Genomic DNA, 15,453 nt, shown 5'->3' on the forward strand with positions numbered 1-15,453 from the left:
CTGATGCAAGTATATTGATAAACATTGATACTTGCAATAATAAAGCTCAATTCTTTTTCACTTTATTAAATTTCGATTTTATTACCAATAAAATCCGAACTTTGGTGCCGAGAGCGGGACTTGAACCCGCACGACCGTTAAGTCACAGCCACCTCAAGGCTGCGCGTCTACCAATTTCGCCATCTCGGCGACACCTGGTTTAATCAGGAATATTTGTATTATTCTCTGATGTTTCGGTTTTCTGCTGCACTTGCTCTTTAGCCGGCGCAACATCTTTACCTAAATCATTCCACTTATCGTCTGCCTTCGTATGATTAGCACTTAAGTTACCAATCGTTAAACTAAGAGCAAAAAATGCTATGGCTAACACTGCGGTTGAACGAGTTAAAAAGTTACCAGAACCTGATGACCCGAACAAAGTGGCAGAAGCACCGGCGCCAAAAGAGGCCCCCATATCTGCACCTTTACCTTGCTGGATGAGAATTAGGCCAACGAGCCCCAATGCTACCAACAAGTAAATTACCATTAAAACTTCATACATATCACACGCTCATCGCTATTGTACATAAACTGAGAAAATCAGTAGGTTTAAGGCTTACACCACCAATTAAACCACCGTCTACATCAGGTTGAGCAAATAAATCTGCTGCGTTACTCGGTGTTACGCTACCACCGTACAATATCCTAATGTTCTCTCCAACTAATGGAGATACTTCTAGCAGACGCTTGCGTATAAACGCATGTACTTCTTGAGCCTGCTCAGGCGTAGCACTGTTACCGCTGCCGATTGCCCAAAGGGGCTCATAAGCGATAACGGCATTGTCAAAAGCATTAATACCATTTCTTTCGATAATAGTGTTAAGTTCATCGCCAATGACTTTGAATGTTTTATTTGCTTCTCGCTCTGAAGATGACTCACCGATACACAGTATGGGGGTCAAATTCTGTTTTTTAGCCGCTGCAAATTTTTCGGCAATGGTATGACTCGTTTCACCATACAAACTGCGTCTTTCGGAATGGCCAATAATGACATATTGACATCCTAAATCTTTTAACATTGAAGCTGATATTTCACCAGTATAAGCACCCACGTCGTGTTCACTAACGGACTGTGCGCCTAACTTAATCACACTCTGTTTAAAGCTCAAAGCGGATTGCTCAAATTCATGCTTTACACTTTCAAGGTAAGTAGCCGGCGGGCACAATACCACTTCAGGACTATGCCCAGATAATGTCGTATTGAATTCAACAAACAAAGCTTTTGCCAGCTTTGCGTCACCATTCATCTTCCAATTACCCGCAACCATCGGACGTCTTTGTGTCATCATCATCTCCTCTGAAAGCGGCGTGAATAATAGCGAACCCCCAGTTAAGTTACAATAGCTAAAAGCATTATTTTTTCTTAAATTGGTTCATACGGCTACTTTTCATGCTGAACATGCTCAACATCGCTTCACGCCATCAGATAAGAATCGAGTTACACTAAGTTTCTCACCGCTTCGGCAATAAAATGAGCATGTTCGGTCACTTTACCCTTTTCATCTCCTTCGACCATCACGCGCAATAAAGGCTCCGTACCCGATTTTCTCAATAATACTCGACCTCGAGCACCTAACTGTGTTTCAACCGCTTCTTTAGCCGCTAAGACTTGATGCGATGATAAAGGATCACTACCCCCTTCAAAACGAACATTAACAAGTACTTGTGGCAACATACTCATTTTAGCAGTCAATGATTCAAGACTCTGACCACTGCGTTGCATCGCAGCCAACACGAGGATACCAGCAACAATACCATCACCCGTAGTGCCATGATCTAAATTCAAAATATGACCCGAATTCTCTCCGCCAATGCGCCAATCATGTTCTTTTAGTAGTTCCATAACATAGCGGTCGCCCACTTTGGAGCGCGCAAAAGGAATGCCTAAGTCTTTAAGAGCCAACTCTAAGCCTAAATTAGACATTAAGGTACCGACAACACCGCCGCGTAACACCCCCCGAGATTTTGCGTCGCTCGCTAAAATATAAAGAATTTCATCACCATCGATCACACGGCCTTGCCTGTCAACCATCATGATACGATCGCCATCACCATCAATGGCAATCCCTAAGTCAGCATGTTCTGCGATCACCGTTTCACAGATTTTCCCCATGGATGTCGCGCCAACTTCATGATTGATATTGAGTCCATCAGGCTTATCGCCAATCGCTATCACTTCAGCCCCTAATTCTCTAAACACATTAGGGGCAATATGATAGGTCGCACCATGGGCGCAATCGACAACAATTTTTAGCCCTTCGAGAGTTTGATCAGCAGGGAAGTGACTTTTACAATATTCAATATAGCGTCCGGCGGCATCATCGATACGGGACACCTTGCCCAGTAAATGCGACTCAACGCAAACAAGCGGCTTTTCAAGCTCAGCTTCAATCGCCAGCTCTACCGCATCATCAAGTTTGCTACCATCATTTGAAAAGAATTTAATCCCATTATCATAATAAGGATTGTGGGAGGCACTGATCACCACCCCCGCTTCAGCTCGAAAAGTACGCGTTAAATAGGCAATTGCAGGCGTTGGCATCGGTCCGACTAACATCACATTAAGTCCGGCAGCACTTAAACCCGCTTCCATTGCAGACTCAAACAAATAACCCGAAATACGTGTATCTTTACCTATAATTACTTTTTTTGTGCCCGCACGGGACAGCACTCGACCTGCCGCCCAGCCTAATTTCAACGCTAATTCAGGCGTCATTTTTCCAGCGCCTACCTTGCCACGAATACCATCCGTACCAAAAAATTTTCTCACTTTACGCTCCATTAAAGGGTTCAATCACTAAACCCATCCTTTTATATGCCAATGATTGATATCACTAAGCTAGATGTTGCCTATTCAGCTCGTTTGAATATCGCATACGCCAAAAATAAAATGGCTGACTGTAATCAGCTCGAGGTGATTATTCTAACACTTCAAACCGTTTCGTTTCATTCAATACTTTTAAAACATCTTGGGTTTCTAATACATCGTGAACCCGTAAAATATGTGCACCCGCTTGAACAGCGAGTATGTTTCCCGCTAAGCTTGCAGGCAACCGTTGTGATACATCCCGATCAAGTAAATGACCAAACATGCTCTTACGTGACAAGCCAATTAATAAGGGCAATTGAAATACATTAAATTCCGATAATCGCCCCAATAGCTCAAAATTATGCCCTAAGCTTTTACCAAAACCAAATCCCGGATCAAGAATAATATGCTCACGCTTAATCCCTGCTTCAATACAAGCTTGAATTCTTTGTTGAAAAAAATCTTTTACTGCCTGGATCACATCTTGATATTGCGGTGATGCCTGCATATTTTTAGGCTCCCCCTGCATATGCATCAAACACACAGGGATCTGTAAACTCGCCGCCATCTCAAGTGCATTGGGCGCTTGAAGCCCACGTACATCATTAATTAAATCCGCGCCTGCGGCAACGGCTCTTTCCATCACTTCAGGCTTACTGGTATCAATAGAAATCCATACCGATTTATATTTACGACTAATATACTCAATAAGCGGGATCACGCGAGCTAGTTCTTCTTGCGCGCTCACGACATCAGCACCGGGACGGGTAGACTCTCCGCCGATATCAATAATACTGGCACCTTCAGTGATTAATTTATCAGCCTGCTGACACGCATTGTCAAACTGAGAATAAGCCCCTCCATCAGAAAAAGAATCAGGAGTCACATTAACAATCCCCATCACTAAAGGAGACGTTAAGCTGAGTATTTTTTGCTTATTTTTTAATTCAAACACCACACCATCACTCCATACCCAAGCATATTGAAATGTTATCTACAAAGCCGTTAATGTTTCTTCGGTATAAACAAGAAAACCCCATAAAGGGGTTTTCTTTCACTTACAAAAAGCTTATTTAACAGGCGACTCTTGAGTATCACCTTTATCATCAGGTTTCACATCTGAAGATGTTTCATCTGTATCGGTTGGCTCAACAGTTTGCGTTGGTACTGGCTCTGCATCGTTATCAGCATCACTCTCCCCATTCTCTTTCGCGTTGTCTTCATCTCTTTGCCATTCAGCAGGCTTACGTACTTCGCGCCTTTCCATGAGATCGCTAATTTGATCCGAATCAATGGTTTCATATTTCATTAACGCATCTTTCATCGCATGTAATATGTCCATATTCTCATTTAAGAATCGACTCGCTCTGCCATAGTTATTTTCAATGATCAGCTTCACTTCAGCATCAATAAGACTGGCAGTCTCATCTGACATATGTTGGGTTTTACCCATACTACGGCCTAAGAACACTTCATTTTCATCTTCAGCGTAAAGTACTGGCCCTAACTTTTCAGAAAAGCCCCATTGCGTCACCATATTACGCGCAATAGAAGTCGCATATTTAATGTCTTGAGAGGCGCCAGTAGACACTTTCTCACTACCATAAATAATCTCTTCGGCAAGACGTCCACCATAAGCCACTGAAATTTGGCTCTCTAGTTTACGTCTACTTTGGCTGATTTGATCGGCTTCGGGTAAGAAGAAAGTCACCCCTAATGCACGACCACGTGGAATAATAGTCACTTTATGCACAGGATCGTGCTCGGGTACTAAACACCCCACAAGGGCATGACCCGCTTCATGATAAGCCGTCATTTCTTTTTCTTCTTCAGACATCACCATAGTGCGGCGCTCGGCGCCCATCATGATTTTATCTTTTGCACTTTCAAACTCTTCCATGCCGACGATACGGCGATTACCACGTGCAGCAAAGAGTGCAGCCTCATTAACAAGGTTGGCTAAATCCGCCCCCGAAAATCCAGGCGTACCCCGCGCAATCACACTCGCTTTTACGCCATCACCTAAAGGCACTTTACGCATGTGCACTTTCAAGATTTGCTCACGGCCACGCACATCCGGTAAGCCAACAACGACTTGACGGTCGAAACGACCCGGACGTAACAATGCTGAATCCAATACATCAGGACGGTTGGTTGCTGCAATGACGATGACACCTTCATTGCCTTCGAAACCATCCATTTCAACCAACAATTGGTTCAATGTTTGCTCACGCTCATCATGCCCACCACCGACGCCTGCGCCGCGTTGGCGACCCACGGCATCGATTTCATCAATAAAGATGATACAAGGTGATGATTTTTTGGCTTGTTCGAACATGTCACGTACACGCGATGCACCGACACCCACAAACATTTCAACAAAATCAGAACCAGAAATCGTAAAGAATGGCACTTTCGCTTCACCAGCAATCGCTTTTGCTAGCAAGGTTTTACCCGTACCAGGTGGGCCGACTAACAGCACCCCCGTAGGAATACGACCACCAAGCTTCTGAAAACGCGTAGGCTCTTTTAAATAATCAACCAGTTCTTTCACATCTTCTTTAGCTTCATCACAACCGGCAACGTCAGCAAACGTGGTTTTAATTTGTTCCTCGCCTATCAATTTGGCTTTACTCTTACCAAATGACATCGCGCCTTTCCCCCCTCCGCCTTGCATATGACGCATGAAGAAAATCCATACCCCGATCAGCAATAACATCGGGAACCACGAAATGAATATTTGAGTTAGAAAGCCTGATTTCTCGGCCTCTTGCCCTTCCATTTTTACGCCTTTACGGTCAAGATCATTAATCAAATCTTGATCATAAATTGGCATAATAGTGGTAAACTTATCACCATTGGTTTTGGTTCCATCGATAGTCCGTTGATCACTCTGTATTTGAACTGCTCCTATCTGCCCAGTACGTACATCGTCTAAGAAAGTGGAATAATCCATCTTCTGCGTCGAAGAAGAAGAGGGGGAATAGCCCTGGAAGACTGATATCAACACCACAGCGATAACAACCCAGAGAATTAAATTTTTTGCCATATCACTCAAATTACTAGACCTCATTTTCAGTCTTTCGGTTACTAACGTTAGGGTACTACAACTTGTACCCTGTCGCCACTAAATAGACTTCACGCGATCGAGCACGTGAAGAGTCTGGCTTACGGGTTTTTACAGTTTTAAATGCTTGTTTCACGGCTTTCATATAGTCATCAAAGCCTTCCCCCTGAAAAACTTTAACGGCAAAACAACCATTTGGTGCCAATACTTGATGGCACATCTCTAATGCTAACTCAACTAAATACATGGCTCTGGGCTGATCAACACCACCCGCACCACTCATGTTAGGTGCCATATCTGAAAGCACGACATCGACTTTTGCATCACCTACGCGGGTTAGCAGGGCCTCTAACACTTTTTCCTCACGAAAATCACCCTGTAAAAAATCCACACCGACGATGGGATCCATCGGGAGAATATCACAAGCGATGACTTTTCCTGAGTCTCCAGCCAATTTAACCGCCACCTGAGACCAACCTCCAGGGGCGGCACCTAAATCCACCACAGTCATACCGGGACGGATTAATTTATCCTTCTCTTGGATTTCTTCAATTTTAAACGCGGCACGCGAACGTAAACCTCGTTTCTGAGCTAATTTAACATAATGATCATCAAAATGTTCTTGCATCCAACGAGAGGAGCTCGCTGTTCGTTTTTTACCTGACATTTAAAAATCCGCAACAAATGAGAGTTACATAAGGGCTATATAAGGGTAGAATAGCGTCTTTTCAACAGTAACTCAGCATAAAGTTGGTATAAATGAACTTAACAACCAAACAAAAACAGCACTTAAAAGGCTTAGCACATAGTTTAAAGCCCGTAGTGATGCTTGGTTCTAACGGTCTGACTGAAGGTGTACTGGCTGAAATTGATAGCGCACTCTCTCATCATGAACTAATCAAAGTGAAAGTAGCCTCTGCTGATAGAGAGCTAAAAAATGCAATCGTCGATGCCATTATCCGTGAGACACAAGCCGTAAAAGTACAATTTATTGGTCATATCCTAGTCTTATTCCGTCAATCCGAAGAAATGAAAATAGCCATACCGCAAGCGCGTAAATAGGTTAACACTTTTATTTCAATAATAAAAAGCCGCTAGTCAATAGCGGCTTTTTTCATTTTCAATCCGAATTTAAGATAGAAGGCCGATACTGTAAATAAGTTTACACCTTCAAGACTCATCAGTAAATAAACCCACTGGCTAAAATCGTATTATGGCGTTTCGGGTATCGCTTCGACTTTGTAATGTGCTGGCAGTAAACCCAGTTTTTCGGGTAATACTGTCCCCACTGAAATCGATGACCACGTCCCTACCAAAATACCAATAAACATGGCAATGGAGAAACCTTGCAACGGCTCACCTCCCATTATCCATAATGCGACAACAGTCATTAATGTTGTCCCCGATGTCACCATGGTACGAGAAAATGTGGCCACAACCGCTTCATTATTCACATCAACCGTCTTGGCCTTGGGCCTTAATATCAACACTTCTCTAATTCTATCGGCAATAATAATAGAATCATTCAATGAATAGCCTAAGATGGCCAACAACGCTGCCAACACCGTGAGATTAAACTCCATTTGACTCAATGAGAAAAAAGCCAACACGAAGATCACATCATGCACAAGTGCACATAATGAGCCTGCAGCCAAACGCCACTCGAAACGATAGCTGAGATAGCCCAAAATACACAGCATGGCGATGAGTAAGGCTAACCCGCCTTGTTCGGCTAATTCCTGCCCAACCTGTGGTCCAACCACACTCGAATTGATCAGTTTTACGTTGTTATCTAACGGACTCAAGACTTGTTTGACATCGAGCACCGCAGAATTACTGTCTGTCGAATCAATACTTTTTACACTATCAGGCAAACCATAGCGGATCACCCAACGTCCAGGCTCCCCAGCAGAAATAACGCTCACATCTTGTTTCGATGCCGCATTCATTAATGGCTGAATTTCACTTGCCGTGATCTTCGGACTCATGGTCACTTCAGCCACCACTCCGCCGGTAAAATCCAAGCCCCAGTTAAAGCCTTTGACTGAAATAATGGCCAGCGAAAGGATCACTATAATCACTGAAATTAAGCTAGACAGATGACGCCACTTCGTTAATCTATTAATATTTTTCATGAATTACACCCTCAGATTACGCTTTGTGTTACGCCCATACACCATATTAATGATGACTCTCGAAGCAAAAATGCCCGTAAACATACTGGTTAGTAAACCTAAGCCTAATGTCAGCGCAAAGCCTTGAATTGGCCCATTACCAATGGCGTATAACACCACCGCAGTGATCATCGTGGTAAAGTTCGCATCAATGATGGTCGAAAAGGCACTGTCAAAACCTCGGTCAATTGACTGGGCAAAGCTTCTTCCTTCTTTCATCTTATCCTTGATACGTTCAAAAATAATCACATTGGTATCCACGGCCATGCCCACCGTTAACACTAACCCCGCAATACCCGGTAAGGTTAAAACCGCCCCGGGGATCAGCGCCAGTAAACCAAATAGTAGTACCATGTTACCGATTAAGGCCACATTCGCGACCCAACCTAAACGTCGGTACCAAAGCGCCATGAACAGCAAGGTGATGCTGATCCCAAGGCCTAATGCCGCAAAACCATTTTCAATATTTTCAGCCCCCAAACTTGGGCCAATGGTGCGCTCTTCAACCATTAACACTGGTGCCGTCATCGAACCCGCTCTTAATAGCAAGGCCAATTGTTGCGCTTCTTGATAGTTACCCGCTCCCGTAATTCTAAAGCGATCGCCCAATTGTGATTGGATAGTGGCGACACTAATAATCTCGGTTTTTTGTTGCGCTTTGCCATTGAGATCGCGACTGTATTCGCTATAGGCCGTCGCCATTGGATTACCGACATTGGCACGAGAAAAATCAGACATGATTTTTCCACCTTCACTGTCTAAGGTAATATTCACTTCCGCTCTTCCCATCTCACCCATACCTGCTCGAGCATCGACAATATGCTCGCCTCCAAGCACAGGACGACGAGAAACAGAAACTGGCATTCCCGCTTTATCCTTAATGACCTTAGTATTCACCGCGCCAGTATTTTTAACGGCATAAAAGGCTAAGCTTGCCGTCGCCCCAATCACATTCTTAGCCGCAGCAGGATCTTGTACCCCAGGGAGTTCGATACGAATGCGATGCTCGCCTTGACGCTGGACCATGGCTTCAGTGATCCCTAGTTGCTCAATTCGACTGCGCATCACTTGCAAATTCTGCTGCACCGTTAAATTACGAATATTATCTTTTTCATCGGGTTTTAACACCAGTGCTAAACTCGAATCGCCAAAATTGGTGATTTGCCATTGAGAATAACTATTTTTAAGAAAAGTACGGAGCTCTCCTCGCACATCTTTGCCTGATAAGGTGATATGGATGCCTTGATCGGCTGCTTTTGTCACACTTATCCCGCGTAATTTTTGTTCTCGAACAAATTGACGAATAGAATCGATAAGCTGACTTTGATGAGCGCTATAAACAGGATCGACATCCACATCTAATAAAAACTGCACGCCACCGCGTAAATCAAGCCCTAATTTAATCGGCTCAAAGCCCATATTCGTCAACCATGCCGGCGCTGCGGGGACTAAAGCCAATGTTAATTGAGCGCTATCGGAAGCACTTTTCGCTAACAGATCTTTTGCTTGTGTTTGTTGCTGATCATCATCCAATACCACAATGGTATTTTTATCGTTTTGGCTAATACGTTTAACCTTAATGCCAGCATCTTGCAGTTTAAGCTGTAAAGCCACTGGAGATTGGACGAGTCCTGATGTATTGCTGATCTGAACCGCGGCATCTTCTCCATACCAAGTGGGGAGCGCACTTAATAACATAATGATTAGAGTGACTATTAAGACGATATACTGCCATGCCGAATACTTATTCAGGATTTTATGTTTTTGTCGATTATTCATAAATCTCATTACCTAATAACAGCAACAAATAGACTCATTGCTGTATTACTCATATTTGTAAATGGGTGAAAGCCTGAAGCAAACTAAAAAGAAATCATAAGCTCAACAAAGTCACGGTGCGCACAATGGCACCCCAATCCTTAAACGTTAAGGCAGCTTATGAAATGGGCTCTCTTTTTAGGCTAAAAAATTAGGCGGTTTGATGAGTAAAACGATAAATGAGATTCGACTCTTTCCAGCCAGAAACACGGGCATTTTTGGAAAATGTCGTTAAAAACCAAGAAGGGTTATTTGCATCGATACGATACCCCACCATAAAACTCGGTGTAATGGGGGGCGAAAACTCAAATGCTAATAAGTATTGCGGCCTGATCTCGACAAGATCATGCTGAATGAAATTAAAATAGGCCTGTGTCCCTATAGGAATAAACTTCGCACCTCTATTGACGGGGTTCGACTCTGAGGCAGGCTTAGGCTTAAATTTTACTTGACTCACATGCTTTAAAGCCACTTTCGCCGCTACAGCATCAAAATGAGTTGCTGTTACTTTTTGAGTCGACAGAGACACAACCGATTTATTGACAGTCACCTTATCAGAAGAAAGTGACTGCACCGCTGAGGCACTTAAGCTTGAATGAAAGCTTGGACTTAGGCTTAAACGAGCACTAGAACTCTGATTTAAATGTGAAAGCAGACTGACATCACTGCTTACAACATTAGGCACGATGATTTGCTCCACGCAAGCGTAAGCATTGATGCTCAGCATCAATCCAATACACCATACTGCAATCACTTGCCTAAATAATTTCAATCGCTAATCCAATAATGTGAAGTTCAAGCCCATAATAGCAATTTACACACTCTTAAATGCCACTTTCTAATCTAAATCATCATGCTTAGCTCTGATGCTGCTTTCAAAACAAAACCGCTTCAATCACTTCCTACGTATTTTCTCTACAGCTGCAGAAATAACGATAGCGAAAAACTAGACAACAAAATAAGATCGACAGAAATAAGCCCCCTGAGATAGAAATGAATAATACTCTCTTACTAACGAGATAACAATTAATACGGGGAAAGTCAGAAAAAACAGATACAAACAAACAACAAAAAACCACTAACGGGTAGCGGCTTTATCAACAAATAATTAAATATAATCTACTTTAAGGATTTCATAATCTGTCTTACCCCCTGGGGTATCGATAGTAATTTCATCATCTTGATGCTTACCCACTAATCCCCTTGCGATGGGAGAGCTAACAGAAATCAAATTTTCTTTAATATTGGCTTCATCATCACCCACAATACGATAAGTCACTTCTTCATCCGTATCGATATTTAAAATGGTCACTGTCACGCCAAAAATCACTCGTCCTGTATTAGGCATTTTAGTGACATCAATGATTTGGACATTAGAGAGCTTCCCTTCAATATCCCGCACTCTGGCTTCGCAAATCCCTTGTTCTTCACGCGCTGCATGATACTCGGCATTCTCTTTTAAATCACCGAGTTCTCTGGCTGTACCAATAGCCTCGGTAATTTTAGGGCGACGTTCAAACTTAAGATGATCTAATTCTGTACGTAACAAATCCGCACCGATAACCGTCATTGGAACCTTATTCATAATTCTCTTTCGTCTCCTTTAAAACAAAAGCACACTGTGTCGCAACACAATCAAATAATCTATTACCCTTATTTTATACTCGGGATGGAATAAATGTATAGTCCAAAATGAGCAGAAGGAACATGAACCAGTGGATCTTGACGACAAAAAACAAAGACACTTACTTTATTGATCATTTATCCCAAACCCTATTGCTTTACTAAATAGCACACCACCTTACATCAGCAAGTCATTAATATCGTTCATTCCCAGCTAATGAATACTGAGTTCACACCTCATTTCGTTCACCAAAAAATCAATGTTAAATAACGAAAAAGCAACGCTTTGTAATCAACTCAGTCTTTTTTCAAGAATAATATTGGATTTCATCTAAAGTAGAATTGTAATTGCAAATAATTATCATTACCTTCACGCCAAATTGCATCAATTGGATAACGCTATCAACCTCCTTAAGTGAAGATATAAAGCGCATTCACTGATATTCAACCTCTTTAAATACATTTGGCCTTATCTAGGCATCTATCGAGACAGGAACAATGTTTAAGAAAACTTCAATAGCATTTGCAGTATTCCTTACTATCCAAGTACACTCTGCACAAGCAAACGCTCAAGACCAAACCGCCGATATTCAAGCTCAAGCTCAAGCTGAAACTGAAGCTGAAACCAAAACCGAAAACAATTCAATCGAAAAAATAGCAGTCTATGGTGTTCGCCAACGCTTGGAAAAAGCTGGCATGCTATCAGACAGCATCATGAAGACTGAGGTGATCAGTGCCGAATTGATGCAGCATAAAAATGCCGTTAACTTGACCGAAGCCATTAACAATACACCGGGCGTTAGGGTCTCCAATGAATGCTCCATGTGCGGCGTTAAGCGTATTATGCTAAATGGATTACGAGGTGAACAAACCACCATTTTAGTTGATGGCCTCCCCGTTCACGCCATGATAGCGGGTTACTATGCTGTTGATGCTATTCCCACAACAGGCCTTGATCGCATTGAAATCGCGCGTGGCGCTGGTGCCTCGCTTATTGCCCCCGAAGCGATTGGTGGCACCATTAACATTATTACCAAAACAGCGATCGAAAACTCGGCCACTGTCGATGCCTCTATCGGTGAAAACGGCAACCGTAAAGTCGGTATTCTTGGCACAGGAATAACGGATGATGGTCGTACCCGTGCCACGTTAATAGCCCAGTATGACAACCGAGATCAAGTGGATGAAGATAATAATTGGGTTAACGAAGCCCCCAACCAAGACAATCGCACTTTTAGCTTACGTGTATCTCACGATCTCACCGATAACGATAATGTCATCGTAAGGTATGCCAATATCCAATCAGAAGTCTTTGGTGGCCCCATGTTAGGCAATACCTTTGCTGACGGCACCGCCACCAGCGTTGCTAAAGTTCTCTCATCTTTTGATGACATCGAGTCTGACATGCTGTTTGAAGGCGGTGATGTGCGTAATAACTTCATCGGTAAAGCGTGGGAAACCACTGAATGGGTCAATACTCAACGCGATGAGCTGTCACTCAGCTGGTTACGCGCTCTTAATGATGACTGGAATATGACATTATCGGCCAGTTATTCCGATCACACCCAAGACTCTTTCTACGAGGGTTTCAGCTATTATGCCGAAGACACAATGTGGTATGTAGATGCGCGTTTTAATTACTTCCTCAACGAAAGCCATCTACTGACCTTCGGTGTCGACAAGCGCAGCGAAGAAATGCGCTCCCATTCCAGTGGTGAAACGAATCCCGCTTATGTCAGCGATGCGTTCGACTATGATGTACTAGGCCTCTATCTACAGGATACATGGCAGACAACCGATGCGCTTGAAATTAACATGGCGCTACGCTATGACCATGTACAAGCCGACTTTATCGATACCAGTAAACCGGGTAAAGAAATCGACCAATATATCCTCGCGCCACGCATTGATATGAGCTATAGCCATAATGAGTACTGGATTTCACGCCTCTCTGCGGGTAAAGGCTATCGTGCGCCTTTATCGTTCTTTGAAACGGATCATGGCGTTCTGGATGCGTATCTAGGCTTTGAAATCGATGTCGATAAGCTGGAGCGTTCTCGCTCTGTCACTTATGCCTTAAGCTTTGATGGCGAACAATTAAGCATGACATCATCGGTTGCTTGGACTCAGGTTGATAATCTCGCCATGCTCACTAAAACCAAGAAAACAGATGAAACCGATGGCGGCGTGCCACTATTAACCCAGCTGGATGAAACGGCCACTGTCACCACCGCCGATATCGCGTTAGGCTATGCCATCACAGATAATCTCACGCTCAATGTCACTGCCGAGCGTTTCATTTATGATACGGCCTTTAAATCCTCTTACGCTATCGCACCAGTAGAAAAACGCTTAACCTTTTATGCTGATTGGGACATTAATGGCTGGGATTTATTCACCAATCTGGTGTGGATTGGCGCACGTGATTTATCTGATTATGGCTATGACGGTTATAATCAAATCGACAGTAACGGCATTGTGGTTGCTTCATCGAAAAAATCCACCCATGCACCTTCTTATTGGACATTGGATTTTAAACTTAGCAAAGCCATCACCGATAATATTGACCTTTATATCGGCGTCAATAACCTGTTTAATTACACTCAAGCCAACGAAGGTGAATCCCCGTTATTCTATGATCTCGATGGCGGCTATGATGTGGCTTACATTTGGGGGCCACTGCGAGGCCGTGAAGCTTACACTGGCATTCAAGCCACTTTCTAAGCCGAGCCTATTTTCTCCTTTAATGCATTCAGGCCAAACACCCGTGGGCTGAATGCATTGCTCCCACCCTTTTTAAGGACAGCCTGTCGATGAAAAAAAATATTCCAATCAATATCGCCTTGCTCTTTGCCCTATTGATGCAAATACCATTGGTCAGTGCTGAAACCGCTGATTCATCTACCCTGTCTATTAAATCTACTCAACCAGCTCCATCGACGTCATTGACTCAATCGACGTCATCCCATGCTAGCCCCAGCTTTGACAGCTTACCTTGGTTGGCTTATGGACATGAAAATCTCGTCACTCACAAGATTGAATACTTACAAACACTCAAAGGCAAACCAACGTTACTGATGTTTTTCAAGCCTCAATGCCCTTGGTGTCTCAAACAAGGCAAAGCCTTTAATCGATTACTCAGCCATTGCCCTAACGCCATTAATATCGTGGCGTTAGCCAGCCATGGGGATAAAGCCGCTTTAAGAAAAGCCTTATGGAAGATGAAACTGGATTTTCCCGGCTACCTCGCCGATAAAGCCATGATGAACAGCCTCGGTCCGCTACCTGCAACCCCCATCACCTTAATTATTGACGAAAGTGGGCACTTACATAGTTATCTCAGAGGCTATGTGAAACTGGCGCAGTTATTACCCCAATTGAGGCAGGAGTTTGGGCTCAACTGTAGTTGAAAGTGTGAATGCCCATTCACACTATTCAAAATAAGTTAAGCCTCATAATGTCTTATCACATATGCATTTGGTGAGCGCTTGAAATTATCATGCATTTGATGACTGATAAAATACTTTCAGTCACTTCGACGGGCAATAAAACAGCAAAAAACAGTGCACGTCTTCGATTGGGCCTTTTCTATTCGATAACGGTTGAACCATGGTTAAGGTAAAATTTTTCTATTTTACCTATTATTTTAACTTCAAGTGTCAAAGTGGTGTAAATCACCACTTTTTAGCATTGGCTTTTTTGCTAAGATAACTGTTCATTTTAAGGCTTTCACCGCTCTTTCTCCTCGAACACCAAACCCGCGTGGCATACAATCATTATTATGGTAGTGCGACGTGAAGTCGTATGAAGCGCTGTTCACCGCTTATGAGTGAACCATCTGTATCACCAGATGCCCCTATGACTCTGAATAAAGAAGCGAGTCTGACAATGTAACAAAGTCCATTGGACGGGAAAAGAATCGT

Annotated in this window: 13 protein-coding genes and 1 tRNA gene; 3 read left to right on the top strand and 11 right to left on the bottom strand. The window is 43.1% G+C overall.

Features of this window, described 5'->3' with window-relative positions; all coding sequences use genetic code 11:
* Positions 1 to 102: 102 nt before the first annotated feature.
* The 7 genes from L2764_RS09530 to rlmE all read right to left on the bottom strand — a co-directional run bounded on the left by L2764_RS09530 (position 103) and on the right by rlmE (position 6,582).
* Positions 103 to 189 (bottom strand) — tRNA-Leu (locus tag L2764_RS09530).
* Between the two features lie 10 nt (positions 190 to 199).
* A complete protein-coding gene (secG, locus tag L2764_RS09535) occupies positions 200 to 541 on the bottom strand; it encodes a preprotein translocase subunit SecG (protein WP_248939990.1) in 342 nt (113 codons plus the stop codon).
* Position 542: 1 nt separating this feature from the next.
* Positions 543 to 1,325 (bottom strand): triose-phosphate isomerase, encoded by a 783-nt coding sequence (gene tpiA, locus L2764_RS09540; protein ID WP_248939991.1) that lies wholly within the window; start codon positions 1,323 to 1,325, stop codon positions 543 to 545.
* A gap of 152 nt (positions 1,326 to 1,477) precedes the next feature.
* On the bottom strand, positions 1,478 to 2,821 hold the full coding sequence (glmM, locus tag L2764_RS09545) for a phosphoglucosamine mutase (RefSeq protein WP_376708398.1): 1,344 nt from the start codon (positions 2,819 to 2,821) through the stop codon (positions 1,478 to 1,480).
* 136 nt (positions 2,822 to 2,957) lie between these two features.
* Positions 2,958 to 3,803 (bottom strand): dihydropteroate synthase, encoded by an 846-nt coding sequence (gene folP / locus L2764_RS09550; RefSeq protein ID WP_248939992.1) that lies wholly within the window; start codon positions 3,801 to 3,803, stop codon positions 2,958 to 2,960.
* A gap of 114 nt (positions 3,804 to 3,917) precedes the next feature.
* On the bottom strand, positions 3,918 to 5,921 hold the full coding sequence (gene ftsH, locus L2764_RS09555) for an ATP-dependent zinc metalloprotease FtsH (protein ID WP_248939993.1): 2,004 nt from the start codon (positions 5,919 to 5,921) through the stop codon (positions 3,918 to 3,920).
* A gap of 31 nt (positions 5,922 to 5,952) precedes the next feature.
* Complete coding sequence (rlmE, locus tag L2764_RS09560) at positions 5,953 to 6,582, bottom strand: 23S rRNA (uridine(2552)-2'-O)-methyltransferase RlmE (protein WP_248939994.1); 630 nt, start codon at positions 6,580 to 6,582, stop codon at positions 5,953 to 5,955.
* 92 nt (positions 6,583 to 6,674) lie between these two features.
* Between rlmE and yhbY the strand changes: the two genes are divergently transcribed.
* Positions 6,675 to 6,977, top strand: coding sequence for a ribosome assembly RNA-binding protein YhbY (yhbY, locus tag L2764_RS09565; protein ID WP_248939995.1), 303 nt, complete (start codon positions 6,675 to 6,677; stop codon positions 6,975 to 6,977).
* Positions 6,978 to 7,126: 149 nt separating this feature from the next.
* Here the strand turns inward: yhbY and secF are convergent, their stop codons facing one another.
* The 4 genes from secF to greA all read right to left on the bottom strand — a co-directional run bounded on the left by secF (position 7,127) and on the right by greA (position 11,492).
* Positions 7,127 to 8,050, bottom strand: coding sequence for a protein translocase subunit SecF (gene secF / locus L2764_RS09570; protein WP_248939996.1), 924 nt, complete (start codon positions 8,048 to 8,050; stop codon positions 7,127 to 7,129).
* Between the two features lie 3 nt (positions 8,051 to 8,053).
* Complete coding sequence (secD, locus tag L2764_RS09575) at positions 8,054 to 9,868, bottom strand: protein translocase subunit SecD (RefSeq protein ID WP_248939997.1); 1,815 nt, start codon at positions 9,866 to 9,868, stop codon at positions 8,054 to 8,056.
* Between the two features lie 190 nt (positions 9,869 to 10,058).
* Positions 10,059 to 10,679, bottom strand: a complete 621-nt coding sequence (locus tag L2764_RS09580; protein ID WP_248939998.1) for a hypothetical protein — start codon at positions 10,677 to 10,679, stop codon at positions 10,059 to 10,061.
* A 336-nt stretch (positions 10,680 to 11,015) separates the two neighbouring features.
* Positions 11,016 to 11,492, bottom strand: a complete 477-nt coding sequence (gene greA / locus L2764_RS09585; protein WP_248939999.1) for a transcription elongation factor GreA — start codon at positions 11,490 to 11,492, stop codon at positions 11,016 to 11,018.
* A gap of 536 nt (positions 11,493 to 12,028) precedes the next feature.
* On the opposite strand from greA, the gene L2764_RS09590 reads away from it, so the two are divergent.
* Together L2764_RS09590 and L2764_RS09595 are read left to right on the top strand one after the other, a co-directional pair.
* Complete coding sequence (locus L2764_RS09590; protein ID WP_248940000.1) at positions 12,029 to 14,254, top strand: TonB-dependent receptor plug domain-containing protein; 2,226 nt, start codon at positions 12,029 to 12,031, stop codon at positions 14,252 to 14,254.
* An 89-nt stretch (positions 14,255 to 14,343) separates the two neighbouring features.
* A complete protein-coding gene (locus L2764_RS09595; protein ID WP_248940001.1) occupies positions 14,344 to 14,940 on the top strand; it encodes a peroxiredoxin family protein in 597 nt (198 codons plus the stop codon).
* The last annotated feature ends 513 nt before the right edge of the window (positions 14,941 to 15,453 follow it).

The organism is Shewanella surugensis, assembly GCF_023284005.1.
GTDB classification, from domain to species: domain Bacteria; phylum Pseudomonadota; class Gammaproteobacteria; order Enterobacterales; family Shewanellaceae; genus Shewanella; species Shewanella surugensis.

Excerpts from the sequence above, each read along its gene's own strand:
- secG (WP_248939990.1), bottom strand. The coding sequence starts at position 541 with ATGTATGAAGTTTTAATGGTAATTTACTTGTTGGTAGCATTGGGGCTC.
- tpiA (WP_248939991.1), bottom strand. The coding sequence starts at position 1,325 with ATGACACAAAGACGTCCGATGGTTGCGGGTAATTGGAAGATGAATGGT.
- glmM (WP_376708398.1), bottom strand. The coding sequence starts at position 2,821 with ATGGAGCGTAAAGTGAGAAAATTTTTTGGTACGGATGGTATTCGTGGC.
- ftsH (WP_248939993.1), bottom strand. The coding sequence starts at position 5,921 with ATGAGGTCTAGTAATTTGAGTGATATGGCAAAAAATTTAATTCTCTGG.
- rlmE (WP_248939994.1), bottom strand. The coding sequence starts at position 6,582 with ATGTCAGGTAAAAAACGAACAGCGAGCTCCTCTCGTTGGATGCAAGAA.
- yhbY (WP_248939995.1), top strand. The coding sequence starts at position 6,675 with ATGAACTTAACAACCAAACAAAAACAGCACTTAAAAGGCTTAGCACAT.
- secF (WP_248939996.1), bottom strand. The coding sequence starts at position 8,050 with ATGAAAAATATTAATAGATTAACGAAGTGGCGTCATCTGTCTAGCTTA.
- secD (WP_248939997.1), bottom strand. The coding sequence starts at position 9,868 with ATGAATAATCGACAAAAACATAAAATCCTGAATAAGTATTCGGCATGG.
- greA (WP_248939999.1), bottom strand. The coding sequence starts at position 11,492 with ATGAATAAGGTTCCAATGACGGTTATCGGTGCGGATTTGTTACGTACA.
- L2764_RS09590 (WP_248940000.1), top strand. The coding sequence starts at position 12,029 with ATGTTTAAGAAAACTTCAATAGCATTTGCAGTATTCCTTACTATCCAA.
- L2764_RS09595 (WP_248940001.1), top strand. The coding sequence starts at position 14,344 with ATGAAAAAAAATATTCCAATCAATATCGCCTTGCTCTTTGCCCTATTG.